This is a genomic window from Bacteroides sp. PHL 2737 (assembly GCF_004115325.2).
Lineage (GTDB): Bacteria > Bacteroidota > Bacteroidia > Bacteroidales > Bacteroidaceae > Bacteroides > Bacteroides hominis.
Genome location: NZ_CP040630.1, coordinates 2588645 through 2612245 on the forward strand (window position 1 = coordinate 2588645; position 23601 = coordinate 2612245).

A 23601-nucleotide genomic window follows, 5' to 3' on the forward strand; every position below is an offset into this window, starting at 1 on the left:
ACTAAAAAAAGTGAGTTATGAAATCGACATTCAAGGTTCTTTTTTATTTGAAGAAAGGTTCTGAAAAGAAAAACGGCGAGGTTATGATTATGGCACGCATCACCATAGACGGCAAACTTTGCCAGTTCAGTACGAAACAGAGCATCCAGCCCGACAACTGGAGCATTACTGCGGGCAAAGCCAAAGGCAGGGATGCCGGGAGGATAAACGCCCTTTTGGACGACATACGTTCTTCCCTGAATACCATTTACCACGAAATGCAGCGGCGTGACAATTACGTGACCGCCGAGAAAGTGAAAAACGAGTTCTTGGGACACAGCGAGAGCCACGAAACAATCCTTTCATTGTTCCAAAAGCACAATGACGATGTGAAGCAGCTTGTAGGCATATCCAAGACGATAGCGACCTACCGCAAGTATGAAGTGACCCGCCGCCACCTCGCTGAATTTATCCAAAGCAAGTACAACGTATCGGACATATCCATAAAGGAGATAAGCCCGATGTTCATTACCGATTTTGAGTTGTATTTGCGTACCGCCTGCAAGTGCGGCTACAACACCACCGCCAAGTTCATGCAGTTCTTCAAGCGTATCATCATCATCGCCCGTAACAACGGCATACTGGTGGGCGACCCTTTCGCCAGCTACAAAATCCGGCTGGAAAAAGTGGACAGGGGTTATCTGACAGAGGACGAGATTAAAATTATCCTTAAAAAGAAAATGGTTTCCGAACGGCTGGAACACGTCAGGGACTTGTTCGTCTTTTCCTGTTTCTGCGGTCTGGCATACAGCGATGTCGCCAATTTGCGGCAGGAGAATATCCAAAAGTCTTTTGACGGCAACCTTTGGATAATCACCAAGCGGGTAAAGACCAACACGGACGTGAATGTCCCCCTGCTGGATATTCCCAAGATGATTTTGAAGAAGTACAAGGGCAAGTTGCCGGACGGCAAGATACTTCCCGTAATCAGCAATCAGAAGCTAAACGCCTACTTGAAAGAGATTGCCGATATATGCGGTATTAAAAAGAACCTGACATTCCACCTTGCCCGGCACACGTTCGCCACGACCACCACGCTGTCAAAGGGCGTACCCATTGAAACGGTGTCCAAGATGCTGGGACACACAAACATAGAAACTACGCAAATCTACGCCCGCATCACCAACAGCAAGATAGGCAGCGATATGCAGGGGCTTGACAAGAAGTTTGTCGGCATTGAGAAGATTTACAAGGAAGTTGCCATGTAATCTTGATTATATGGAACTGGTCACAATTTGTGACCAGTCCTTACTATTATTCCAACATTGCTAAATCTCCTAAAATATACGATTATGGATTTGCAGATTATCCAAAACAAGATTTTTGAGGTCAGAAGTTGCCGGGTGATGCTCGATTATCATTTGGCAGAACTCTACCAAGTGGAAACACGAGCCTTGAAGCAGGCGGTCAAGCGCAATATCGAGCGTTTTCCGGGTGATTTTATGTTTGTACTCACCCAAGAGGAAGCTAACTTGCTGTTATCCATAGGGGTATCACAAAATGTGATACCCCCTGCTTACAACTTCGGCGTTGCTATGCCTATGGCTTTCACCGAGCAGGGCGTAGCCATGCTTTCTTCGGTTCTCCGCTCCAAAGTAGCCATAGAAGTAAACATTTCAATCATGCGGGCTTTTGTCCTCATGCGCCAAATGGCAATCGGTTACGAGGAACTGTCAAGGCGCATCGAGGAACTGGAGGTAAGCACCGATGCGCAGTTCAACGAACTGTACCAAGCCCTTACCCAGCTTTTGAGCCAGTCGAAACAACAGAAAGAACGCCGTCCGGTAGGTTTCGTTACCTATAACCGTGGCAAGAACGAATAGGTAACGATTTCGGTAACGAAATTCCACTTAATAACCTATATCCCAGCATTGTACATTCTTCCACCTTGCGGGCAGTCTACCGACTACCCGCATTTTTTATATCCTTTTCCAACTGGCACATTTCCCGAAACGCCAGCCGTGCGTGGCATGGCTGACTGTATTTCGTGAAAAGAGCCGTTGGAAACCCGCACAAGCGTATTGCAAGCAAGCTCACAACACCCTTGCCTTTCCCGCCCGCATGGAGTGTTCCCTAAAAGATGAAAGAGAACAGGCACTTTTCCCCAGTTTCCCTATTTGTAAATCTTCCTCTTACGCAGTCCCCCAGCCGGGACAGTCGTTTTAATCATTTCAATAGGCAAAGGTAGTTACGTGTTCTTCACGATTTTGCAAGGTCGAGCCGTTCCGGTTTGGCGAAAAAATCTTCCCTGCCTTGCGAGGTATTTTTTGCCCAAAACCTTGCAAACTCTAAACACTACCCTTTTACGCCTATGTGAAACGAAAACGACCGACCCGACCGGAAGACGCATAAAAAAAAAGTCGGATTTACGGGAAACAGGAAAAAAATTCAGTGAAACTTCAACTCCCTCACCTCTCAAATCCGCATAAAATTAAAAACTTAAAAAATTACAGCAATATGGAAGCAAAGGTATTATCGGAAGCAAAAGTTTATGTAGGCACTTATGCCAAGTACAACAACGGTTCATTGTCCGGCGCATGGCTCGACCTTTCGGACTATTCGGACAAGGAAGAATTTTATGAAGCCTGCCGGGAACTTCACAAGGACGAGGAAGATGCGGAATACATGTTTCAGGACTGGGAGAACGTGCCGGAGGGCTTAATCGGCGAAAGCTGGATTTCTGAAAACTTCTTCGCCCTGCGTGATGCGGTGGAGGATTTGAGCGACACCGAGCAGGAAGCCTTTTTCGTGTGGTGCAACTATAAAAGCCATGATTTGGGCGAGGAAGATGCGGACGACCTTGTACGTGATTTCCGGGACGAGTATCTGGGTCAATATGACGATGAAGAAGATTTCGCCTATGAAATTATCGAGGAATGCTACGACCTGCCGGAGTTCGCAAAGACCTATTTCGATTATGAAAAGTTCGCCCGTGACCTTTTTATGTGCGATTACTGGTTTGATGACGGTTTTGTGTTCCGTGCGGCATAACAACCAATCCGGGCGGGGTGTCAAAGCCCTGCCCGTTAAAAACGACCAAGCGATGAAACGGAAAAGCATTTATAAAATCCTTTGGCGGGTGTTGCTGCTCTGCCTTGCATGGCGGTTTACCAGCGTAGCCGGAGCAGGCACGGCGATAACGGCGTATATCGTGTTTTGTGCCGCCCGTTTCCTGCTCCGGGTCTGCCTTTCAGCCCTTTATGCGCTGGGCGTGGCTCTGCTTTTCCTGCTGTTGCTTTCTTTACTGATATTATAACCATTAAAAAAAATAGAACATCATGCAGTCACTTAACAAAAACGGGGTAAGCATTACCCAAACACCGGGAGAAGAAAAGTTCGTGAAATGCTGTTTAGGGGCTTTCAGGGGACAAATTTATTATCAATATGACTACCGCCACACGGACGGCGAACTTTTCAGCACGGTAGCCAAAACGCTGGACGAGTGCCGCCGCAGGCGTGACGAATGGATAGCGAAGAAGAACGGAGTAATAAACAAGTAAATTTTAGGGACATGAAAACAACAGAAGTAAACAAGGAGCTTATCGGCAGGCGTTGCGAGTGCATTTTTACGGGCTTAATGGTAACGGGCGTTATCGAGGACACAGAAGAAAACGAACACACCATAGAGGTAAAAGTCCGTTTCGACCACCCGCACCAGTGGGGCGATGATTTGTATAATGATGTGTGGGCGTGGGGGCGCAAAATAGACGAGTTCGGCACGCTGCACCATTTGCAACTGTTGGAGGATAAACCGGACTTTCAGATAATGACGGTAGTTTTCGGCGAACCAATCAGCCGGATAGACCGCAGTGTTTTTGAAGATGTTGCAACGTGGGGTGTCTGTTCCCTGCAAGGCTGGGTAAACAGCTATGAAAGTGTCCGGTTTGTAGCTATAGACGACCATACGGCAATCATCACGGGCGAATATAACATGGAGCAGGTAAAGGTGTGGTTAGAGAAATACACGTCCATAAAGAGCCTTAAAACCAGTTGATAGAAAACGGCGGCTGCTTGCCGCCGTTACTTTCTTCCGTGAGCCTGCCAGCGGGTGAAGAAAGTAACAAAGAAGCCTTTCGTTTTCCCTATCATGGAAACATCCCGCCGATGCTTCCCGGCGGGATGTCTGCCCGATATTTACGCTTTGCGTATCATTCCATACCCGGTTTCCCAAGAGGATGATAAAAACGAATGTCGCAACTATAAATCCTCATAGTGAATAAATTTTACACCAAGTATGCACACGGTTTCTTCTTCCTCGATGTCATATTTCCATGTCCGTTTATTGACAAGCATTTCCGTGTCGCAATCGAACCATTCCATTACAGGCGCATCATCTTCTTCGTCCGCCCATTTGAAAACCTGATTGGACGGCGTTTTCCATAATTCAGCACTGTCACGTTCGGAAATACAGTCCTTGTCCATAATGATGATGTCACCTACTGCCGGAACTGTATCTGTTTCCAACGTGGTTTCTATGTACCACGAGATGCCTTCTATATCCAATTCTATTTTTACCATGTCGTTTTATTATTAGGGGGTTATTGTTTCCGTTTCTTCTTCGCTGTTGTCATTATTAAATGATAGTGTAAGTTGCTGCATCTGCCCGAAGCTGTCGATGATATAAATGTCAATCGTCTGCTGGTCGGTCGATGCCGAGGTGTAGTAGAGCCAGAACGTTTCTTTCTCCAGCGGGTAGAGGTCATTGGGCAGGAACACCGTGCCGTTATCCATTTCCAGCTTCCCTTTGCCGTCCGGCTGGAAATACCTTATCTGATAGGTAGTCGGCTGGTAATAGCCGCCACGCACCAGTCGGCAGCGTATTTCGGCGGTTTCCCCGACTTTCAGCCTTTTGGGTACTGGCAGTGTTTCGATGCTGAACGGGTACGCCTGCTGAATATCCAAGTTGTCATTACAGGCGGTGACAAGCACGAGGGCGGCCACGATGTAGCAGCCCATGATGATTTTATACATTACATTCTTCATATACATTATTATATAGCGGTCAGTTGATAATGAATTTCAGTCCCAAAGATACCTGCGTGTGGAACTTGCCTATGTCCGAGCCGAACAACGCCCGTTCCCTTGCACTGACAAGCAAGGCTATCCGGTCGGTCAGGTAGGCTTCCAGTTCCAGCGTCAGCGCACCGCCGTAGATGAAGCAATCCTTATCCAGCAAGGTAGAGCCGTCCGGCAGCAGCTTTTCGCTTCGGTTGCTTGTTTCGTACCCGGCGAGAGCCGACAATCCCAATGAAAGGAAAAAAGTCTTTCGCCTGTCCGATAGGAATTTCAGGTAATAGCCGCCCTCTGCGGTGAACTGTTCTACGGGTATCTGCATATCCTTGTAGTCATACTTCTTGTGCAGGTATTCGCCGCCAATCACCCAGCGGTTGGCGTTCTTGGTGTAAACGCTGTACGCCGCCCCGATGTGGTAGGCAAAATCCGTGTCGGAGTTCCAATGCACCCCGTCCGCCATGCCCGCCGTGACTTGCAAGCCTTTCATGCCCGGCAGGTATCTTTGCGCATGTGCCTGAAACGAGGTCAGGCACAGCGCAAAGAGCATCATTATAAAGATGTGTCTTTTCATTCCCTATTTGATTTTTAGTTCGTCAATCACTTCTGCGTTCACGATGTCGGCGTTCTCCACCCGTATGGTCTGATGCCGCCCGCCGTTCTTCTCGTAGAGTTCCACGACCAGCAGCTTGTCGTCAGGAATGGTGAACTTCGGCAGGGCGTACACCGTGCGCACGGTACTTTTTCCTGCAATCTCTATCACCTCGTTGTAGCTACGTACCGCATCCAGCACCGTTTCCTGAATAGCCGTGCGCTTGGGTACTTTCTTATCGGTTATCTTAAACTTGATGAAGTCGGTATCGAAAGGCACGTTGGAACTGTTCTTTGTCTGCGTGTGTACATAGAGCATCCCGTTATAGGTGTAAATCCCCTTGATTAAGAACTGTATGCCGAAACGCTTGCTACCCAAGTGGCGCACTTTCCGGTCATTGTTCTTGTAGATGCTCTGCATTATCAGTTTCACCAATAGCGGGCTTTCATTCCCCAGTTCCCGGAAATAGATGTTCATCCGGGTATGTGAGAAGTCGGACGTATCTTCATTCTCCAAGAAGTCTTTCATTTCGATGTTGAGCATTTCCGGTTCACGGGCGTACTTGGCGTTGAACGAAAAGAAACTGCCGTCCTCGCAGATAACGGAGAAGTTCGTTTCTCCCGGAAAGCCCTCTGTCGTGGCTTTCACCCTGATTACGTTCTCCGCACCGTCCGCCTTGCCCGCTATGATATGGTTGCTTCCCAAATCGACATAGCGGACGGCGGCGGGGAAGATGATATGCACCGTCTTGGCAAAGGTCACTTCCACGCCGTAGGGCGTAACCATTTGGCGGTACGGGAGTTTCCGGGTAATCCCCCGGTACAAGTCGTTGCCAGCCGCATACTTCACGGTGTCAGTGGTTTGTGCGTTTGCCGCACACACGCCCAGCAAGAGGGCGAACATTACAAAAATCTGTTTCATTGCTAATTGAAATTTTAACGGTTGATAAAATGGTTATTGTTGTTTGGCGTAAAGCATCACCCTGTACCCGGCTTTCAGCTTCACTTTCACGGTTCGGAACTTCTTGGCGAGGTAGCCGGACGTTCCTTGCAGCAATCCCCTTGTCACGTCCATAGCCACCTGCTGCCCGGCACTTTGGGCAAAGGAAATGCTTGTACCCAGCCCGCTTCCGATATTCGCCATAGCTTCGTTGAACGCTTCCTGCTCCATAGAGGACGGGACGGACAGCCCCTTTTGCCCGTCCGTGTCGAACACGGCGAGTTCCACCGGGATGATGTTGCCAGCGTACTCAATCGAGGACACCAGTATGTCAAGCCGCTCGCCCTGCACCTTTGCCGTCCCCGCCACGAGGGTATTCTTCGGCACGACTATGTTCCCTGCCTGCATGGGTTCGAGCAGCCGTAGTTTCACCGCCTGCCCGTCCGTCAGGGTTTGGTCTTGGTGGATGCAGGCGGCTACCGTGTTCTTTCCCATAGCGTACCCCGTGCCTACTGCCGTGTTGAAGCCGTAGTTTCGTGGCTGGCTGTAAGCCCGGATGAAGTCGGCATCGCTCATGGGCTGCCGCAATCCCGAAACGGTCGTTTCCCTGACAGCCTGCACCGCCACCGCATCCGGCTTGCGGTCAATGTCGCCCGTTACCGGGACTTGTGCGACTTGTCCCTGCCCGCCGTTCATGTACTTTGCCGCCAGCTCGTAGGACTTTTCCAAGAGTGCCATTTGGTCGTCAGCGGTGGGTGTGGCGTTCTGTTGTTGCAGCCTATCGGTCAGTTCCGCTACCTGCCGCTTCAAGTCCTCTTTTTCCTCGTCCACCGCCGGAGTTTCATAGAACGTGCTTAACTGGCGGTTGATGTCCCGGTAAGCGTATGCCGAAGAAGCACCGCCGCCCCTTTGGGGCTTCGCATCCTCTTCCGGCATCAGGTCGATTTCCGCTTGCGGTTCTTCCGCTTCATCGTTCCCGGTGAAACCGAAGTCCTGCAAGGACTGTATCTTCTCCTGCTGCCTGCGGCTTATCATCGCCTGTTCGTAAGCCTTTTGCTTGTCGGCTATAATCCCGTCCTCTGCGGGCAGGGGTATGTCGGCGTTGAAGCCGCCCACGCTTTCCACGTTCACGTCCTCTTTGCCGGAGGGTGCGAATATCAGGTACATGCACCCGGCAAAGGCAAGGAACATCAGCGGGAAGACTATCATTTTCCTGCGCTGCTGCACCTGCTGCGGGGTAAGTTCCCGTTTGGGTTTATCTTCCTTTTTCGGCTTCCCGTCCGCCTGCGGTACGGTCGTGCCGTTCTCATTCTTCTGTACTTCTTCCATATTGCGGTCTGTTTAAGGGGTTGATACTTTTGGTTGTGTCGTTGCCGTGCAACGGCAGTTGCCTGATGTGTTCTATTTGCAGCCGCCTGCCGTCCCGCTTCCCGATGTTGTAGATTGATGAAACGGTAATGTAGATAGACAAGCCGCCAAGGAAGAAGAACATCACGAGGATAACCGCCAGCCTTTTGCCCGGCGTAATCCGTCCGCACATTCGGCGCAGGCGGTCGTCCGCCCAGTCCCGCACCTTTCCGATGTAGTTTCGTTTTCTTTCCATAAGGCTATCTCTTAATGGTCTGCAAATCCTTGTTCTCGGTAATGGTGAACGCTTCGATGATGAAGCCGTGCGGGTTGTTGTCGCTCCGTGTGGCGTTGAGCAGGCGGCACGAGGTCACAAGGCTTCGCACCGTCAGGCTGCTTTCCCGGACAATCAACTGGCGGGCATACGTGTTCACCTTGTAGGGGTACTGGTCGAAGTCGCACTTCACGCTGTCAATCTCCACCGTCTGCGTGACGTTTCCGGAAATCACCCGGTTGTAGTAGCCCTTTTCCGCCAAGTCCTTGTAATAGTTGAAAGCGGTCTTGTCGGCGAGGAACAGCGAGCGTTTGATGTTGCTTTCGATAGCCCCCTTGTCGGGTGAGAGCGTGAAGAAAAGTTCGTGGAAACGCCGCACGTGCGACTTGGCTTCCACGGGTCTGTTCTGCGCCATGTCCTGCGAGAGTGCCAGCATCAGGCTTTTGCCGTTGTCGAGGACGTATATCTTCTGCCGCTGCTTTTCGGCGAAGCTGTACGAGTTCCACACGGCAAAGCCCGTCACCAGTGCGCACAGGCAGATGAATACCAGCGCAAAGAGCCTGATTTGCCGGAAACTCGTTTCGATGTTCGTTAATGAATTAAATTCCATATACTAAATATTGATGTTGGTTATTTGAGTAGTTTCCCGGTTACTTTCCCGCTTGCCGCACCGACCGCCGCCCCGGCGATTGACCCAGCCCGTGCCACGTTGCGGTTATAGGCAGACGTACCGCCAGCCGACACTATCCAGCTTGCCACCGTTGGAATGGTGAAGTAGCCCACGATGCCGATAATCATAAAGATTACATACACGGTGCTGCTCCCGTCAGGAATGAAATTCGGGTCTGAAAGCTGCTCGATGTCTTTTTGTAGCATCAGGGTTTGTATGCGTGCCAGCACGCTGCTGAACAAGTCCGACACGGGTAGCCACAGGTAAATGGATATATAGCGTGAAATCCACTGGGTCAGCGTGCTTTGGAAACCGTCATAGACGGAAATCGCAAACGCCAGCGGACCCAGTATGCTTAACACGATTAGGAAGAACGTGCGCAGCGTGTCTATAATCAGCCCCGCCGCCTGAAAGAGCATTTCCAGCAGTTCCCTGAACCAGTCCCGGACGGACTTCTTTATATTGTACGCCGCCCTGTCCATATACATACCCGTCATAGTTACCATATCGGAGGGCGACCAGCCCAGTTCTTCCAGTTGCCTGTCAAATTCCTCGTCCGAAGCGAGGTAAGCCGTTTCGGGGCTACGCATCAGGGCTTCATATTCCAGTCGGTCTTTCTGTGCCCGGTATTCGTTCATGTCGAAAGTCTGCGTTTCCATAAGTTGGTTGCACCCTTTCACCACTGGCGACAATACCGTGTTGATAGTCCCCAGCACGAACGTGGGAAAGAACATGATGCACAGCCCCAGCGCAAAGGGACGCAGGAGCGGGTACACGTCTATGGGTTCGGCACGTGCGAGCGACTGCCACACTTTGGCGGCTACATAGAACAGCGCACCCAGCCCGGCTATTCCTTTGGCTACCCCCGTCATGTTGCTGCACAAGGGCATCATTTCATCGTACAGCACCCGCAACACTTGGTGCAGGTTGTCAAAATCCACCGCTGCTAATAACATAGGCATACCGATTTATATGTTACCAGTAGCGTTCATCCGCCGAGCCGTAAAGAGCCAGCACCCGGTCTGTGTCGTTCTTCTTCTTTGCCCGCAGGTAGGACACGGATATGTTCTTTCGGGTGTAGTAGTTCACGAGGTTGCGGTAGTTGAGCAGGCTTTTGTAGGCGTTGTTGATTACCGCCAGCCTTTCGGCATCCGTCAGCGACATACCCGTCACGTTCACTACATTCTTCAAGTCCTGCAACACGTCCGCACTTTCGGAGAGCAGCTTGGCATACCCGGCTGAAATGGCGGTGAGTTCATCCGGCGTGTAGTTCGGGTCAGCCAGCATGTTCTGGTAGTTTCGCACGTAGATTTCGGATATTTCCGCCACCAGTTCAATGGACTTCTTCACCTTGATGCCGCCCTTGACAACATCGTGTACCGCTTTGAGCGCATCGTAATAGACTTTTCCCTGCTGGAAAATCTTCTGCGCTTCCATGAAGCCGTCCAGCGTGTTTTTGGCTGTGGTGGAAGTCTGCACTATCTGCTTGGTGGTGTTGATGATGCCCTGTGCCAAATTGCCGGGGTCTGACACCACCCACTGTGCGGATGCGTTGCCGATGAAGCAAAGGCATACCGCCATAAGGAGAATTGTTCTTTTCATGTTCCTGATTTTTAAGTTGTTGATGATTGGGGATTACGTTTGCTTTCTGCAAGCCTCTTGATAGCCAGTTCAAGGTTGCCGCCCAGCTTGTCGGCAAGTGCGAACAGTTCCATTTTCTCGCTTTCCTCTGTCGTGAAGGTGTAATATTCTTCCAATGAAACTTCTGTGGCGTACACCGCCGACTGCGTGCCGCCCAGCGAGAAGAAAACTTCCTTGTACTTCCGTCCGGGGTGGTTCGCCATGTTGATAGACAATATCTGCGAACGCTCCTTGTCGGTCAGTCCCAAGAGGTTCTGTATGCTGTCAAACTTGTTGAGATATTTTCTTTGGTCTAACAGGATTTTGCAGTCCGAGTTATTGATGATACTCTCTTTCACGATAGGGGAAGAAATAATATCCTCAATCTCTTGCGTGACTACAATCGCTTCCCCGAAATATTTTCGGACGGTTTTGTAGAGGTAGCGGATATAGTCCGCCATGTTCGCCGATGCAATCGCTTTCCACGCTTCCTCGATTAGTATTAACTTCCTTATTCCCTTTAACTTGCGCATCTTGTTTATAAAGGCTTCCATGATGATGATAGTCGTTACCGGGAATAAAATCTTGTGGTCTTTGATGTTGTCCAACTCAAAGACAATGAAGCGTTTGTGCAACAAATCCAGTTCCTTGTCGGAGTTCAGCAGGTAGTCGTACTCACCGCCACGATAGTACGGTTCAAGCACGTTCAGGAAATTGTTTATGTCAAAATCCTTTTCCCTGACGTTCTTCTGTTCAAGCTGTCGGCGGTAATCATCCCGGACAAACTCGTAGAACGTGTTGAAGCAGGGCGTTACCGAACGGTCTTTGCCTGTCAGTTCGATATAGGCACTCACGGCGTTTGACAACGCCACTTCTTCCGACCGCTTCGGGGCTTCATCATCCCGCTTCCACAGGGTGAGTATAAGGGTCTTGATGCTCTCTTTCTTCTCTATGTCGAATACCCCGTCCTCGACATAGAACGGGTTGAACGCTATCGGGTTCTCGTTGGTGTAGGTGAAATAAATCCCGTCCTCGCCGTGCGTGCGGTTGTGGATAAGCTGGGACAGCCCCAAGTAACTGTTACCCGTATCTACCAGCAGCACGTGCGCCCCCTGCTCGTAATACTGACGCACCATGTGGTTGGTAAAGAAAGACTTACCCGACCCGCTCGGCCCAAGTATGAACTTGTTGCGGTTGGTCGTGATGCCTTTCTTCATGGGCAAATCCGATATGTCGATATGCAGCGGGCGACCGCTCACCCTGTCCACCATTTTGATGCCGAACGGCGAAAGCGAACTCTTGTAGTTCGTTTCTTCCACGAACAGGCAGAGAGCCTGCCCCAAGAACGTGTAGAAACTTTCCTCTGCGGGGAAGTCCGCTTCGTTTCCGGGTATGCCCGCCCAAAAGAGCGTGGGCGTATCGACCGTGTTGTGGCGTGGCTTGCACTCCATTAGCGCAAGCTGGCTTCCCACATCGTTGCGTATGCGTTTGAGTTCTTCCCGGTCGTCACTCCATGCCATGACGTTGCAGTGGCAGCGCACCGATACAAGCCCCTTGCTGTGCGCTTCGTTCAGGTACTCGTCTATCCATTCCTTGTTCACTTGGTTGGCACGGGAATAACGGGAGAGCGATTGCATGTTCCGGGCGGTCTGCTCGAAGTTCTTCAGGTTTTCGGCGTGGTCGTCTATGAAGATGAACTGGTTATAGACGTGGTTGCACGACAACAGCACGCCCACCGGGGCGGCGAATGACAGTCGGCAGTCGCTCCGGTCAGTGGACAGCTTCTCAAACCGTGTGTCCGTCCCGACCTTTCCGGGCAAATCTTCCACGTCCGAAAGCGTGTGCAGGCACAGTATGTCGTCCCCGACACGCATTTCTTCCGGGTACAGCCCGATGTCTTTCAGGCAGGTGGTATCTGTCTGCGATAGCGAGAAGTATTTCTCGATGATGCCCGCCTTTCCGTCCTGCCCGGTGATTTCCGATGCCACCAGCCGGGTAAGGGTGACAAACCCGCTGTCGTTCATAATCCTTTCAAACTGCCCGACCGCTTCGATGAACTTTGCCGCCGCTTCCTTGTCGGCTATCTCCTGCGGTACAATCCTGCCCCGGCATAGGGTGGAGAAGTCGCTCTGTCGGCGGCTTCTCTCCCTTGTCGTCTTTGTCAGGAACAGGTAGCAGTAATGGTTCAGGAACGGGCGTTCATTGAAGTGCCGTTCAAAGGAGCGGCTTAAAAAACTAAGCTCGTCCCTTTCCGTGTCGGGCTGGTAGTTCTCCTTGATGAAGAAGTCCTGCTTGTGTACTATGGAGTAGTCGGGCAGCACCTTGATTGCCTTGTACCATGCCGAATGTATGGCTTCGTACTCGGCACTGGTGACGGTGAACAGTTCGGGCAGTTCCACCCTGAAAGCCACCGTTATGTCCGCATCCTTTGAAATGATGCAGCCGTTCTCCACCGCCAAAAGGGGGAATTTCCTTTCCAGCGTGGTAGCCTTTAACATATTTCTCATGGTCTTTCTTCCTTTCTTTTTTTGTAGGTGAATAATCGGGGTATCGCCTTTCGGCTGATAATGAAGCGTGGGTGTCTTTTGCGTGCGGCTGCTTTCATCAGCCCGTGCGTGCCGTACCGTGCGTTGAGCCGGAACGTCTGCCACACGAGCAGCAGCGAAGCCGACACGATGAAACCGATACATAGCCACTGGTTCACGCCCGCCATGAACAGGACGATGAACACCACGAAGACGGCGAGCAAGCCGCCGCAAAAGATAAAGAGGTACTGGCTTTTCAGCCCCTTGAACTCCACGGGCTTCCCGATACCCCTGTTTACCTGATATTTTTCGGGCTTAGCCCTCAACAACTCGTCAGACATAGCCGCAGGTTTAGAGGAAGAACGAGCGCAGGATAGTGGCGGCTACAATCAGGAAGATGCACGCCCCGAACCAACTGGCGGCGGTCTTTGAGGTGTCGGGGTCGCCGCTTGAAAACTTGTTATATACTTTTACCCCGCCAATCAAGCCGCAGACCGCCCCGATTGCGTACACCAGTTTTGTTCCGGGGTCGAAATACCCGGTGATTAGGTTCGTGGCTTCGGTGATGCCCGCCTGCCCGTTTCCTTGTGCGTAGGCACTTACCACGGCGGCAAGTATAGCCGCCGACAAGAAGATTTTCTTTCTCATTGTGATTTGTTTTTAATGCCGGGCGGCGGGTGGATAGTCCGCCTTTCCCGGCTGGTGAATAATTTGAAATTTTAGTGGTCGGGGATAGTCCCGTTTGTCTGTTTGGTTTTCAGGTTGCCAATCAACCGTAATCACGCTGTTTCATGCTGTCAGGCTTATACATTATTATATTATAGGAAATCGTTCATGTCGAACGCTTCGTGTTCCTTGCTTTTATTGCCAGCTTCGGCAGGGACAGCAGCCGCAGCCAGTTCCGCTTCGTTGCGTCCCAGCAGTTCCGCCACCTTTGCCAGCCCGCCGTTGATGTTCTCCACCACCGCATCGTAGAGGTTCGTCCCCTCAATCCTTGCCAGTGTCCCGGCGGCTTGCCGCTGTTCCGTTTCGGTGGGGTTGTCGGCGTTCGCCGTGCGTACCGCTTCGCCCAGTTCATCAAAGCTCACGCCCGTAGCCCGCCCGGTATCATCGTCACCGTCCATGTACCCGGCTATTTCCTCGTCCTCGTAGTCGGGTTCGTCATTCTCGTAACCGGGCGTTTCTTCCGGCAGTCCGTCAGCCTGCGGCGCAAAAATAGTATCATTTTCAGCCGCTTGCGGGAGGTGTCCCGATTTGTCCTGCGCTGTCTGAAATTGTCCGCTCTTGTATCGGCTTTCACCTATCAGCGTGTAGCCTGAAACCCCGTTTCGTGGAAGCGGCGCATCATCCGTTTTGCCCGGTGATGTCCGGCTGTCCGTGTAGCGATACCACAGCCACAGGGCGATGTAGTACACCAAAAGCCCGGTAAGTATGCAATAGATTACCATAGTCAGACAGGCTTTTGGAAGTGGCTTTCGTACAGGGTGTTTATCTCGTCTTGGTACTGCTCGAAGTGGCGCAGCAGAATGTTTTCCACGTAGCTGCTTACCGTCACCTTTCGCCCGCCTATCACCGTCACGATACGCATCAGCTTCTCATGCGTGGTTCGGCTCACGTACAAGGGCTGTCGGTCTGCCAGTTCCACTTTCTGAAAGTAGGTTTCCCGGTAGTCGCCCGAACCGCCCTTGCGCTTGCGGGGTGTCGGTTTCTCTACTTGCACTGTTTCAGCCTGCCGTCCCTCGTGGGCGGTTTCCGTTTCGCTGCCGGGCTGCGGTTCATCATCCGGCTGGCTCTCCCGCTTGGCGGGTACACCCTGCGAGATAAGTTCCCGCATAAAATCCTCGTCTATCTTCGGCATCCCGCCGCTTTGCTTTGCCATATCATTTTAATTTGATGTAGTACACTATTTCGGTTATCAGTTCTTCCAAGTTGCTTCCCCTTACCAACGGGCGGCTGGCGGGAAAGAGCGTGGAGCGGAACACCGCCTTTTTATCCGCCACCAGTTCCTTTTTGTAGCGTTTGGTATCGGGGATAAAGGTTTTCATCAGCGGCAGTTCCAGTTCCTTAATGGTCTTGTCGTAGGCGGTGTAAAGGTCTGTTTTCTCCCTACCGTCCACCATGTTCCAAAAGAGGTACAGCCCTGCAAGTCGGCAGGCTTCATTCTTCACTAATAGCTTTTGGATAGCCATTGCGAACGACAGGCTGCTTTCCAGCACCACCTTGTCGGCTGAAATGGGGGTGAAAATGTAGTCCATGCCCGCAAGGGAGTTTATCACGCCCTCGCTGTTCACCGTGCCGGGCAGGTCGAAAAACACTATATCCGGCACGTGTCCGGCGGCTATATATCCGTCAGCCGTTGCAATCGCCTTTTCGGGCGAACTGCACAGTACCGGGTAGGCTTTCTTCCCCAGCCGGGTGAACTGTTCATACGCCATGCGCTTGTAATCTTCATCCGCCCCGACCTGCTCGGCATCCCGCTTGCGCATCCCGGCAATGGAGTGCTGGGGGTAGTCGCAATCGACCACCGCCACATTGTAGCCTTTGAGGTAGTATAGGTAACTCGCCGCCAGCACGGTAAAGGTGGTTTTGCCGACCCCGCCCTTTTGTGTGGAAAAGGCGACATAAAGGGGTGTTTTCTCGTTTTCCATATTGCTTCCGTTCATTATTGGTTGATAGATTTGTTTATTGCTTTCAATCATTCTTTCCATATTGCAATCTTGAAATATTGAAAGACTGTTTTATTTCAATCTTGTTTTCCTGCTTTCATTCTTTCTTGAAATATTGAAATCCTGCAATCATGTTTTATTGAAATCCTGCTTTCAATCATTCTTTCCTGATTGGAATATTTCTTTCAATCTTGCTTTCAATATTGAAATCCGATGCAAAAAAAGGGAGAAAAAACGTCCCCTGAAAACCTTGTCCCGATTTGTCCTGCGCTGTCCCGTTTTGTCCACCAACCACCTATTTTACAGCATTATAAATCACCGTTACTTTGCAGCGGAGTAACGAACCGCAGGGGGCGCAGGTGTAAAACAGGGCTGGTGAATGGCTGGGCTTACCGTTCCACGCTAACCCCAATCCGTCCGTGACGGATTTCGATTTTCGTCAGAAAATAGCAAGGTGTGTTTTGTATGCTACAAAACCGTTTTCCGTGCCTGAAAACGCCTTGCCCCTTGCGGGGGTAAAAATCACTCCGAAGTCGTAATTTTTTTAATCCAAAGAAGCATGGAAACAAGAAAACCTAACAAGGGCGGTCGCCCCGCCCTCGCAGACCCGGCGAAGCATCGCCATGTCCTTTACCTGAACGACCGGGAGAACGCCCGCTTCCTCTCGCAATGGGAGCAGTCGGGCGTCACGAGCAAGTCCCGTTTCATCGCCGCCCGGCTGTTCGGCGAGCCGTTCCGGGTGGTGAAAGTGGACAAGTCGGCAGTAGAATATTGTGCCCGGCTGACCGAATTTTATGCACAATTCAGAGCCGTGGCGGTCAATTACAACCAAGTTGTAAAGGCGTTGCACAACAACTTTTCGGAGAAAAAGACACTGGCTTTTCTCTATAAACTGGAGAAAGCGACCACCGAACTGGCGATGTTGAACCGTCAGGTTATCGACCTGACAAACGAGTGCAAGGAACTATGGTTGCCAAAATAAGCACGGGCGGCAATATGTTCGGCGCACTGGCGTACAACCAAAACAAGGTGGACAGCGGGGAAGCAAAGGTGCTTTTCTCCAACCGGATGCTGTTGAGCGAGGACGGGAATTTCTCTATCGGCGAGTGTATGCGCAGCTTTGAAATGCAGATGCCCGTCCAGCTATCCACCAAGAAGCCGATACTTCATATTTCCATAAACCCGCACCCGGAAGACGTGCTGACAGACCAGCAGCTTTCCGACATCGCCAAAGAGTATATGCGGAAGTTGGGCTATGGCGACCAGCCCTATTTGGTGTACAAGCATACCGACATCGACCGCCACCACATCCACATCGTGGGGTTGCGGGTGGACGAGAACGGCAAGCCGCTGAATGACAAGTTCGAGCATCGGCGCAGCAAGCAAATCACCCGTGAACTGGAAAAGAAATACGGGCTGCACCCGGCAGAGCGAAAGGAACGTGCCGAACGCCCGGAACTTAAAAAGGTGGACTATGCCGCCGGGGATGTGAAGCACCAAATCGGCAATACCGTGAAAGCGGCTTGCTATGGCTATCGTTTTCAGTCGTTCGGGGAGTACAAGGCTTTGCTTGCCTCTTACAACGTGTGCGCCGAGGAAGTCAAGGGCGAGATAAACGGCAAGCCCTATCAGGGCATTGTCTATTCCGCCATGAACGACAAGGGCGAAAAGACAGGCAATCCGGTAAAGGCTTCCCGCATCGGCAAGTCGGTGGGTTATGAAGCGGTGCAGCGCAGAATGGAGAAATCGGGCGAAGCAATCAAGAACGGGAAACTGAAAGAACGCACCCGGAAGATTGTAGCCACTGCCATGCAGACCGCCCGCAGCCGCAAAGAACTGGAACAACAGCTAAAGAAGCAGGGCATTGACGTGGTATTCCGTCAGAATGACAGCGGGCGCATCTACGGCGTTACGTTCATCGACCACGACAGCCGGGTGGTGCTGAACGGTTCACGCTTGGGCAAGGAGTATTCGGCGAACGTGTTCAACGAACGTTTTTCGGGCGAAACCGGAAAGATGCACCAGCCCGAAGTGTCAGCACCGCAGCAAGACCAGCCCACGCATCAGGAACAACCGGGGTTCATGCCGAAATCCGACATCGTTCCGGGCGTGGCTTCTGTGCTGGGTGCTTTCGGTGGATTGCTGGGCGGCGGTGCATCAGGCGGTGACGAGCCGCAGGACACCGCCCGCCAAAAGAGAAAGAAGAAAAAGAAGCGCACAAGGCGCATCGACTAACTTGAAAAAACATTACAATCATGCAACAGGAAGATGATTTGAGAGGGCTTGCACGGGTCATGGACTTTATGCGGGCTGTCAGTATTCTATTCGTGGGAATAAACGTGTACTGGTTCTGTTACTCCACCCTGAAAGAATGGGGAGTGACGTTTGAGGTGATAGACAAGATACTGTGGAATTTCCAGCGCACCACCGGGCTGTTCTCGTCCGTCCTTTGGACAAAACTTTTTGCGGTGGTGTTCCTCGCCCTGTCGTGCATCGGCACTAAGGGCGTGAAAGAGGAAAAGATAACGTGGGCGAAGATACATTGCAGCCTTGCGGCGGGTGTCGTGTTGTTTTTCCTGAACTGGTGGCTGCTGGAACTTCCGCTGCCACACACGGCGGACACTGTGTTTTATATCGCCACGCTGTCGGCGGGCTATATCTGTATGCTCATGGCGGGTACATGGATGTCCCGGCTGTTGAAGAACAACCTAATGGATGATGTCTTTAATACAGAGAACGAAAGTTTCCAGCAGGAAACAAGGCTTATCGAGAACGAGTATTCCGTAAATCTGCCTACCCGGTTCTACTATAAGAAGAAATGGAATAACGGCTGGATAAATGTCGTGAACCCGTTCCGTGCCAGCCTTGTGTTGGGTACGCCGGGTAGTGGCAAATCGTATGCGGTGGTAAACAGTTACATAAAACAGCAAATCGAGAAAGGTTTTGCGCTTTACTGCTATGATTATAAGTTTCCCGATTTATCGGAAATCGCTTATAATCATTTGCTTAACCACTTGGACGGGTATAAGGTAAAGCCTAAATTCTACATTATCAATTTTGACGACCCACGCAAGAGCCACCGATGCAACCCGATAAACGCCAGCTTCATGTCGGACATTGCGGATGCCTACGAAGCCAGCTACACGATTATGCTTAACCTTAACCGCTCTTGGATAAGCAAGCAGGGCGATTTCTTCGTGGAAAGCCCGATTATCCTGCTTGCAGCCATTATTTGGTACTTGCGCATTTATCAGGGCGGCAGGTATTGCACGTTCCCCCATGCCATTGAACTATTGAACAAGAAATACGCCGATGTATTCACTATTTTGCGCAGTTATCCCGAACTGGAAAACTACCTTTCCCCGTTCGTGGATGCTTGGGAATCAGACGCTCAAGAGCAGTTGCAGGGTCAAATAGCAAGTGCGAAAATCCCGCTTTCAAGGATGATTTCACCCGCTCTTTACTGGGTAATGACGGGCGATGATTTTTCACTGGATATAAATAATCCCCAAGAGCCTAAAATACTGGTTGTCGGTAACAACCCCGACCGTCAGAATATCTATTCGGCAGCACTGGGATTATATAATTCCCGTATCGTGAAGCTGATAAACAAGAAAGGTCAGCTTAAAAGTTCGGTGATTATAGACGAGCTGCCAACGATTTATTTTCGAGGGCTTGACAATCTGATTGCAACCGCACGAAGCAACAAGGTAGCGGTTCTGTTAGGCTTTCAGGATTACAGCCAGCTTACCCGTGACTACGGGGACAAGGAAAGCCGGGTGATACAAAATACTGTGGGCAACGTGTTCAGCGGTCAGGTGGTCGGTGAAACGGCAAAAATACTGTCGGAGCGTTTCGGAAAGGTGTTGCAGAAACGGCAGAGCATGACAATCAACCAGCGGGAGAAGTCCACCTCGATAAGCACCCAAATGGACAGCCTGATACCCGCCAGCAAAATATCCAACCTCACGCAAGGTATGTTCGTGGGGGCTGTGGCGGACAACTTCGATGAACGGATAGAGCAGAAGATTTTCCACTGCGAAATCGTGGTGGACAATGAAAAGGTGAAGCGGGAAACCGCCCGTTACGTGAAGTTGCCGCAGATAATCGACTTCACCGACAAGGACGGCAACGACCGGATGCAGGAGGAGATACAAGCCAACTATGACCGCATCCGTCAGGAAGTCCGGCAGATAGTCGAGGACGAGATAACCCGGATTAAGAACGACCCGGAGCTATGCCACTTGATTAAGGAGGAAGAATAGCTGTATATAATAATGTATGGAGTGAAGAACAGCCGATGTAGCTTTACGGTTGTTCTTCATTTTGCTTTTTGGTGCGGTAGGCTTCAAAACGCACTAATATTTCGTGCAGGTTCTTCAATGCTTCCACAGCCTTGCCTATCGGCGGCATCTTGCTTTTGTCGAAAGTCAGTTTCTTCAAATCGGCAGTGTACGCCGTAGCCACTTCGGGCAACGCCATGACCGCTTCGGCATCCTTGAATATCGGAGCATCAGCCAGCGACAAGTGCGAACGGGAGTTTTTATTTAGTCCGTCCTCTATCGTCACCCGGTACATGGCATCCAAGAAATCTTCCGAATGTAGGTAATCGTTATATTCCTGATTGTGGTAGAGTGCCGACAAGTCGTAAACGTCACGGATATGCTTTGCCAACAGTGCGGCTGCATCCTCATTGTAAGACAGCTTTACCAGCCTTGAAACCTTGTCGCAGATAGTCTTTCGGGGGTTGATACACTGCGTTTCAAAACTTCCCAGCCCGTAGGTGCTTATCAGTTCCTCTTGCCCGATGCTTTCAAGAAAGGCGGTCACAATCGGTTTGATAACCCGCTTGTCCGCCGGGTAGAACATCAGTTTTTTGTCCGGCAGGTCACAGGATTTTATCTCTACTTCCAAATGCTCTTTAAGTCCCACGCCTTGAAATACATTGTCATACGAGAAATACAGTTTGCGGTAATTACCGCCCGTTTCCGACAAATCTTCCTTGTATATGTCACTGTTAAGTTCGGCTATGTATTTGGAAAGTTTCTTGTTCAATGTCTTTTCAGCCTGCTTGGACGCACCTTTGTCACCCGTGAACACGAACAAGTCCAAATCTTCCGAGAAACGTTCTATCAGCCCGTAGGCTTTGGAAAGTGAAGTTCCGCCTTTGAAGTAGGTCTTATCCGCATATTCGGACATGGAAATATCCCGCAGTATCTTCGATACCCAGTAATCCTTTTCCACGTGCGACTGCTCGTAGCCGAAATGTTCAGCCGCCAGTGCGATGATTTCCTTGAACGCTTCCTTGTCCGAATGTAAATTCATATTTCTGTCCTATGCCGTTTTATAATCCAAGTTGAACCGTGTCGTGGGAAGAATGGTCTTTGCCATTTCTGTTTGCAACACGGTTTGTCTGATGTCGCCCAGTATGTCCGCCACCACCTTTCTGACACGTGGCGGGTAACTTTTCGCCAAAGATACGATTTTTTCCAGTTCCGGCAGGCTGTACCCGTTGAAATATTGGCTCTTGACCCGGTTGTAGATGTCCTGCCCGGTTGTTCCGGGTATGCGCTTCATGTCCTTTATCGCATCGAGCAGCCGCAAGTACGGGACAAGGCTTTCATCCGGGTAGTCCATGCAGTAGGCTTTCACGCACTCTATATCCAAGTTCTTGAAACGGAAACGGCGAACCGGGTTAGGAGTGGCTATCGTTATGGTTGTGGCTACCTGTTCGGTCAGCCCCATTTTGTTATAGACGTAAGCACCAGTGATATAGCCGTTCAGTTTTTCAGTCAGGTAGCGGAACTGTTCATCCTGATAGACAGGCAGCTTTCCCAGTCCCAGCACTGATTTCTTGGGACGGTAGTACGCCCCCTTTTCAACCCGTACCAGTACCCCTTTGCGGCTCTGTTCGGAAAGTAGCACCGCAACATTGGCGGTCTTTTCCGTTTCAAACGACAAATCCCGGAACGTGAATATACGCCCGGTATCTATCCGTTCAATCTGCCCAAGTATCTCTTTTCTGAATGAAGCCATATTTATGTCCTTTGTTTCTATATGCAAAGATAGTATATTATGTAATCACCTGCAAAAACATAACAAAGATTTTGCCGAAGATGTTTTCTTTTTGTCGTGTCACCTGATAATAGGAGAATAACGGAAACTCAATCAAAGGCTTGCCAAACGCTTCACAAACGTTCCAAAAATAAGCTGTATTTCAGTGTTAATTTTGATATGTGGCTCATTATTAGCCTATTGATAAAATAGCAAACGTTTCATAAACGCTTCACAAATGGCTCGCAAGCATAATGCAAATTTTAATAAGTCGTTGATTATAAGGTATAAGACCTATAATTAAATGGCTCATAAATGGCTCACCCCAAGAGAGTGATTAACTTCGCTCTCTTTTTTTATGCCCTTTTCAATTCTCCAACCGTCAGTTGGAGATTTACCCCGACCGGACAATTTCAGACAGCGCAGGACAAATTCGGACAGTCCTTGCCGCCCGTCCAAATATAGCATATTTAGTCGCTACCTTTGGGCGGGACTATTCCCGTAACCACTAAAATTCCAATTATTTATGGCAAACAGAATGACCCCACCCGCAGAGGGGCAGGAAAAAGACGTGCTGCTGGTCTTGGATAAACAGCAGGGAAAGGTGAGTGCCGTTAAGGGTATCGACAAGGACGGCAATTTGCAGACCGTGCCACCCACTACCGGACACGGCGGCGAGTTCATGCAGGTGGACAAGAACAGCGATGTGTTCAGCAACTTCATTTCCAACTTCTACCGCAAGTATCAGGACACTTCCGGGCTGGAACTGTTCAGCGTCAAGGCTTCCGAAGCGGAGCAGGACGCAAAGGCAATCGAGGACAACCACCGCAACCCTACACCGGAGGGTGACAAGCGGGCTGAAATGCTTCGAGTTCCGAAGCCCGACTTCCACGAGTTCAAGCAGGGCTACCGCTTCGACCCGTCAAAAATCGACTGGGAGAACCTGAAAAAAGTCGGCATCACCGCCGACACCCTGAAAAACACGAGGGACTTCGACCGGGTGATGCGTGGCTACAAGTCCCGCAACACCTACACCGTTTCGGGGACGGTGGGCGGCTTCTACCTCAAACCTACCGATGTCAAGCTCTCTTTCTATCAGGCAAAGGACGGCACGGTAGTACCCAAGCTACACGGCGTGCAGCAGGACGAGAAACTGTTACAACGCCCGTTCCATGAACACGAGTTCACCAAGCAGGAACAGGGCAACTTGCAAGGCACTGGCAACTTGGGCGGCATCGCTGAAATCAAAGACCCGAAAAGCGGCGAGCAAATCCCCGTGTTCGTCAGCCGGGACAGGTACACGCACGAACTGGAGTATATGCGGGCTGACAAGTGGAAATGCCCCGATACAATCTGTAACGTGCAAGTCAGCCCGGAACAGAAAGCCGCCTTTGAAGCCGGGCAAGCGGTGAAAATGGAAAACCTGCAATTCAGAGACGGCACGCAGCGCAGTGCCTATTTGCAGGTCAGTGCGGTGGAGCGTGGCTTGGAGTTCCTGCCCCGTGCCGCCGTCCAGTTCTTGCAGCAGGGACAGCAGCCCGCAGAGCGGCAGGTCGCCGGGCTAAAGGACGGTAAGGGCGTTGAGTTCAACGGTCATGTGCAGCCCGGCGCACAGGGCAAATCCCCCGACAAGGTGCAGCCGAAAGACGTTACCCCCGCCGCCGAGAGCCGGACGCAGGTAGCGGTCAATTCGGGGGGCAAGACCAACGAAGCCACCAAGCAGGGCAAAGAGCCGTTGAAACAGGGTCAGGACAAGCCCACCGCCAAGCAGAAAGAGAAGCAGGAGAAAGCGCAGGACAAGAGCCTGAAAGCTGACAAGCCCAAGAAGTCCAGAGGAATGAAAATGTAATATCCACCATTAAAAA

General features: G+C 50.9%; 27 protein-coding genes. 10 read left to right on the plus strand and 17 right to left on the minus strand.

Annotated features, from left to right (window positions below; genetic code table 11):
* The first annotated feature begins 17 nt into the window (after positions 1 to 17).
* The 6 genes from DBK98_RS10500 (at position 18) to DBK98_RS10525 (ending at position 4033) form a co-directional block, all read left to right on the plus strand.
* Complete coding sequence (locus DBK98_RS10500) at positions 18 to 1247, plus strand: site-specific integrase (RefSeq protein WP_007478215.1); 1230 nt, start codon at positions 18 to 20, stop codon at positions 1245 to 1247.
* Between the two features lie 84 nt (positions 1248 to 1331).
* Complete coding sequence (locus tag DBK98_RS10505) at positions 1332 to 1862, plus strand: ORF6N domain-containing protein (protein ID WP_032536632.1); 531 nt, start codon at positions 1332 to 1334, stop codon at positions 1860 to 1862.
* A gap of 634 nt (positions 1863 to 2496) precedes the next feature.
* Positions 2497 to 3030: an antirestriction protein ArdA gene (locus DBK98_RS10510; protein WP_007754113.1), complete on the plus strand. Its 534-nt coding sequence runs from the start codon at positions 2497 to 2499 to the stop codon at positions 3028 to 3030.
* 52 nt (positions 3031 to 3082) lie between these two features.
* Complete coding sequence (locus DBK98_RS10515; RefSeq protein ID WP_007754115.1) at positions 3083 to 3295, plus strand: hypothetical protein; 213 nt, start codon at positions 3083 to 3085, stop codon at positions 3293 to 3295.
* A 22-nt stretch (positions 3296 to 3317) separates the two neighbouring features.
* Positions 3318 to 3539, plus strand: a complete 222-nt coding sequence (locus tag DBK98_RS10520) for a DUF3873 domain-containing protein (protein WP_007754116.1) — start codon at positions 3318 to 3320, stop codon at positions 3537 to 3539.
* Between the two features lie 11 nt (positions 3540 to 3550).
* The gene (locus DBK98_RS10525) at positions 3551 to 4033 is read left to right on the plus strand and encodes a hypothetical protein (RefSeq protein WP_028728958.1); all 483 of its coding nucleotides are present in this window, start codon (positions 3551 to 3553) and stop codon (positions 4031 to 4033) included.
* A 203-nt stretch (positions 4034 to 4236) separates the two neighbouring features.
* On the opposite strand, the gene DBK98_RS10530 is transcribed toward DBK98_RS10525, so the two are convergent.
* The 15 genes from DBK98_RS10530 to DBK98_RS10600 form a co-directional block, all read right to left on the minus strand.
* Entirely contained in the window at positions 4237 to 4557 is a 321-nt protein-coding gene (locus DBK98_RS10530; RefSeq protein ID WP_007754121.1) for a hypothetical protein, read from the minus strand.
* 12 nt (positions 4558 to 4569) lie between these two features.
* Positions 4570 to 5028, minus strand: a complete 459-nt coding sequence (locus DBK98_RS10535; RefSeq protein WP_007754124.1) for a DUF3872 domain-containing protein — start codon at positions 5026 to 5028, stop codon at positions 4570 to 4572.
* Positions 5029 to 5041: 13 nt separating this feature from the next.
* Positions 5042 to 5623, minus strand: coding sequence for a conjugal transfer protein TraO (locus tag DBK98_RS10540; protein WP_007754126.1), 582 nt, complete (start codon positions 5621 to 5623; stop codon positions 5042 to 5044).
* Between the two features lie 3 nt (positions 5624 to 5626).
* The gene (gene traN / locus DBK98_RS10545) at positions 5627 to 6562 is read right to left on the minus strand and encodes a conjugative transposon protein TraN (protein WP_007754128.1); all 936 of its coding nucleotides are present in this window, start codon (positions 6560 to 6562) and stop codon (positions 5627 to 5629) included.
* A gap of 33 nt (positions 6563 to 6595) precedes the next feature.
* A complete protein-coding gene (traM, locus tag DBK98_RS10550; protein WP_007754131.1) occupies positions 6596 to 7909 on the minus strand; it encodes a conjugative transposon protein TraM in 1314 nt (437 codons plus the stop codon).
* Positions 7887 to 8183: a TraL conjugative transposon family protein gene (locus tag DBK98_RS10555; RefSeq protein WP_007754134.1), complete on the minus strand. Its 297-nt coding sequence runs from the start codon at positions 8181 to 8183 to the stop codon at positions 7887 to 7889. The genes traM and DBK98_RS10555 overlap by 23 nt, the downstream gene beginning before the upstream one ends.
* Before the next feature lie 4 nt (positions 8184 to 8187).
* On the minus strand, positions 8188 to 8811 hold the full coding sequence (gene traK, locus DBK98_RS10560; protein WP_055284440.1) for a conjugative transposon protein TraK: 624 nt from the start codon (positions 8809 to 8811) through the stop codon (positions 8188 to 8190).
* Between the two features lie 20 nt (positions 8812 to 8831).
* Positions 8832 to 9827: a conjugative transposon protein TraJ gene (gene traJ, locus DBK98_RS10565; RefSeq protein WP_028728967.1), complete on the minus strand. Its 996-nt coding sequence runs from the start codon at positions 9825 to 9827 to the stop codon at positions 8832 to 8834.
* A 19-nt stretch (positions 9828 to 9846) separates the two neighbouring features.
* Positions 9847 to 10473, minus strand: coding sequence for a DUF4141 domain-containing protein (locus DBK98_RS10570; protein ID WP_007566703.1), 627 nt, complete (start codon positions 10471 to 10473; stop codon positions 9847 to 9849).
* An 11-nt stretch (positions 10474 to 10484) separates the two neighbouring features.
* Positions 10485 to 12998 (minus strand): TraG family conjugative transposon ATPase, encoded by a 2514-nt coding sequence (locus tag DBK98_RS10575; RefSeq protein ID WP_055284438.1) that lies wholly within the window; start codon positions 12996 to 12998, stop codon positions 10485 to 10487.
* A complete protein-coding gene (locus DBK98_RS10580; protein ID WP_055284436.1) occupies positions 12995 to 13357 on the minus strand; it encodes a DUF4133 domain-containing protein in 363 nt (120 codons plus the stop codon). The genes DBK98_RS10575 and DBK98_RS10580 overlap by 4 nt, the downstream gene beginning before the upstream one ends.
* A 10-nt stretch (positions 13358 to 13367) precedes the next feature.
* Positions 13368 to 13664: a DUF4134 domain-containing protein gene (locus DBK98_RS10585; RefSeq protein WP_004308755.1), complete on the minus strand. Its 297-nt coding sequence runs from the start codon at positions 13662 to 13664 to the stop codon at positions 13368 to 13370.
* A gap of 170 nt (positions 13665 to 13834) precedes the next feature.
* On the minus strand, positions 13835 to 14464 hold the full coding sequence (locus DBK98_RS10590) for a hypothetical protein (RefSeq protein WP_007478186.1): 630 nt from the start codon (positions 14462 to 14464) through the stop codon (positions 13835 to 13837).
* A 2-nt stretch (positions 14465 to 14466) separates the two neighbouring features.
* Positions 14467 to 14895, minus strand: coding sequence for a DUF3408 domain-containing protein (locus tag DBK98_RS10595; protein WP_007478184.1), 429 nt, complete (start codon positions 14893 to 14895; stop codon positions 14467 to 14469).
* Position 14896: 1 nt separating this feature from the next.
* A complete protein-coding gene (locus DBK98_RS10600; RefSeq protein WP_028728951.1) occupies positions 14897 to 15679 on the minus strand; it encodes a ParA family protein in 783 nt (260 codons plus the stop codon).
* Between the two features lie 562 nt (positions 15680 to 16241).
* Between DBK98_RS10600 and mobA the strand changes: the two genes are divergently transcribed.
* The 3 genes from mobA to mobC are packed head-to-tail and all read left to right on the plus strand — an operon-like array spanning position 16242 to position 19947.
* The gene (gene mobA, locus DBK98_RS10605; RefSeq protein ID WP_007754154.1) at positions 16242 to 16664 is read left to right on the plus strand and encodes a conjugal transfer protein MobA; all 423 of its coding nucleotides are present in this window, start codon (positions 16242 to 16244) and stop codon (positions 16662 to 16664) included.
* The gene (gene mobB, locus DBK98_RS10610; RefSeq protein WP_087879958.1) at positions 16649 to 17917 is read left to right on the plus strand and encodes a conjugal transfer protein MobB; all 1269 of its coding nucleotides are present in this window, start codon (positions 16649 to 16651) and stop codon (positions 17915 to 17917) included. Before mobA ends, mobB begins: the two co-directional genes overlap by 16 nt.
* Positions 17918 to 17937: 20 nt before the next feature.
* Entirely contained in the window at positions 17938 to 19947 is a 2010-nt protein-coding gene (mobC, locus tag DBK98_RS10615) for a conjugal transfer protein MobC (RefSeq protein ID WP_033572569.1), read from the plus strand.
* Positions 19948 to 19990: 43 nt separating this feature from the next.
* Here mobC and DBK98_RS10620 read toward each other — a convergent pair whose 3' ends face one another.
* Both DBK98_RS10620 and DBK98_RS10625 read right to left on the minus strand, forming a co-directional pair.
* On the minus strand, positions 19991 to 21007 hold the full coding sequence (locus DBK98_RS10620; RefSeq protein ID WP_005924177.1) for a nucleotidyl transferase AbiEii/AbiGii toxin family protein: 1017 nt from the start codon (positions 21005 to 21007) through the stop codon (positions 19991 to 19993).
* Positions 21008 to 21016: 9 nt separating this feature from the next.
* Positions 21017 to 21718, minus strand: coding sequence for a DUF6088 family protein (locus DBK98_RS10625; RefSeq protein ID WP_007845725.1), 702 nt, complete (start codon positions 21716 to 21718; stop codon positions 21017 to 21019).
* A gap of 544 nt (positions 21719 to 22262) precedes the next feature.
* Here DBK98_RS10625 and DBK98_RS10630 point away from each other — a divergent pair.
* Complete coding sequence (locus DBK98_RS10630; protein WP_007845720.1) at positions 22263 to 23585, plus strand: DUF4099 domain-containing protein; 1323 nt, start codon at positions 22263 to 22265, stop codon at positions 23583 to 23585.
* The last annotated feature ends 16 nt before the right edge of the window (positions 23586 to 23601 follow it).

Excerpts from the sequence above, each read along its gene's own strand:
- traJ (WP_028728967.1), bottom strand. The coding sequence starts at position 9,827 with ATGTTATTAGCAGCGGTGGATTTTGACAACCTGCACCAAGTGTTGCGG.
- DBK98_RS10555 (WP_007754134.1), bottom strand. The coding sequence starts at position 8,183 with ATGGAAAGAAAACGAAACTACATCGGAAAGGTGCGGGACTGGGCGGAC.
- mobB (WP_087879958.1), top strand. The coding sequence starts at position 16,649 with ATGGTTGCCAAAATAAGCACGGGCGGCAATATGTTCGGCGCACTGGCG.
- DBK98_RS10525 (WP_028728958.1), top strand. The coding sequence starts at position 3,551 with ATGAAAACAACAGAAGTAAACAAGGAGCTTATCGGCAGGCGTTGCGAG.
- DBK98_RS10520 (WP_007754116.1), top strand. The coding sequence starts at position 3,318 with ATGCAGTCACTTAACAAAAACGGGGTAAGCATTACCCAAACACCGGGA.
- DBK98_RS10590 (WP_007478186.1), bottom strand. The coding sequence starts at position 14,464 with ATGGTAATCTATTGCATACTTACCGGGCTTTTGGTGTACTACATCGCC.
- DBK98_RS10505 (WP_032536632.1), top strand. The coding sequence starts at position 1,332 with ATGGATTTGCAGATTATCCAAAACAAGATTTTTGAGGTCAGAAGTTGC.
- DBK98_RS10500 (WP_007478215.1), top strand. The coding sequence starts at position 18 with ATGAAATCGACATTCAAGGTTCTTTTTTATTTGAAGAAAGGTTCTGAA.
- DBK98_RS10530 (WP_007754121.1), bottom strand. The coding sequence starts at position 4,557 with ATGGTAAAAATAGAATTGGATATAGAAGGCATCTCGTGGTACATAGAA.
- DBK98_RS10535 (WP_007754124.1), bottom strand. The coding sequence starts at position 5,028 with ATGTATATGAAGAATGTAATGTATAAAATCATCATGGGCTGCTACATC.
- traM (WP_007754131.1), bottom strand. The coding sequence starts at position 7,909 with ATGGAAGAAGTACAGAAGAATGAGAACGGCACGACCGTACCGCAGGCG.
- DBK98_RS10600 (WP_028728951.1), bottom strand. The coding sequence starts at position 15,679 with ATGAACGGAAGCAATATGGAAAACGAGAAAACACCCCTTTATGTCGCC.
- mobC (WP_033572569.1), top strand. The coding sequence starts at position 17,938 with ATGCAACAGGAAGATGATTTGAGAGGGCTTGCACGGGTCATGGACTTT.
- DBK98_RS10510 (WP_007754113.1), top strand. The coding sequence starts at position 2,497 with ATGGAAGCAAAGGTATTATCGGAAGCAAAAGTTTATGTAGGCACTTAT.
- DBK98_RS10625 (WP_007845725.1), bottom strand. The coding sequence starts at position 21,718 with ATGGCTTCATTCAGAAAAGAGATACTTGGGCAGATTGAACGGATAGAT.
- DBK98_RS10630 (WP_007845720.1), top strand. The coding sequence starts at position 22,263 with ATGGCAAACAGAATGACCCCACCCGCAGAGGGGCAGGAAAAAGACGTG.
- DBK98_RS10595 (WP_007478184.1), bottom strand. The coding sequence starts at position 14,895 with ATGGCAAAGCAAAGCGGCGGGATGCCGAAGATAGACGAGGATTTTATG.
- traK (WP_055284440.1), bottom strand. The coding sequence starts at position 8,811 with ATGGAATTTAATTCATTAACGAACATCGAAACGAGTTTCCGGCAAATC.
- DBK98_RS10540 (WP_007754126.1), bottom strand. The coding sequence starts at position 5,623 with ATGAAAAGACACATCTTTATAATGATGCTCTTTGCGCTGTGCCTGACC.
- DBK98_RS10515 (WP_007754115.1), top strand. The coding sequence starts at position 3,083 with ATGAAACGGAAAAGCATTTATAAAATCCTTTGGCGGGTGTTGCTGCTC.
- DBK98_RS10570 (WP_007566703.1), bottom strand. The coding sequence starts at position 10,473 with ATGAAAAGAACAATTCTCCTTATGGCGGTATGCCTTTGCTTCATCGGC.
- DBK98_RS10620 (WP_005924177.1), bottom strand. The coding sequence starts at position 21,007 with ATGAATTTACATTCGGACAAGGAAGCGTTCAAGGAAATCATCGCACTG.
- traN (WP_007754128.1), bottom strand. The coding sequence starts at position 6,562 with ATGAAACAGATTTTTGTAATGTTCGCCCTCTTGCTGGGCGTGTGTGCG.
- DBK98_RS10575 (WP_055284438.1), bottom strand. The coding sequence starts at position 12,998 with ATGAGAAATATGTTAAAGGCTACCACGCTGGAAAGGAAATTCCCCCTT.
- DBK98_RS10580 (WP_055284436.1), bottom strand. The coding sequence starts at position 13,357 with ATGTCTGACGAGTTGTTGAGGGCTAAGCCCGAAAAATATCAGGTAAAC.
- mobA (WP_007754154.1), top strand. The coding sequence starts at position 16,242 with ATGGAAACAAGAAAACCTAACAAGGGCGGTCGCCCCGCCCTCGCAGAC.
- DBK98_RS10585 (WP_004308755.1), bottom strand. The coding sequence starts at position 13,664 with ATGAGAAAGAAAATCTTCTTGTCGGCGGCTATACTTGCCGCCGTGGTA.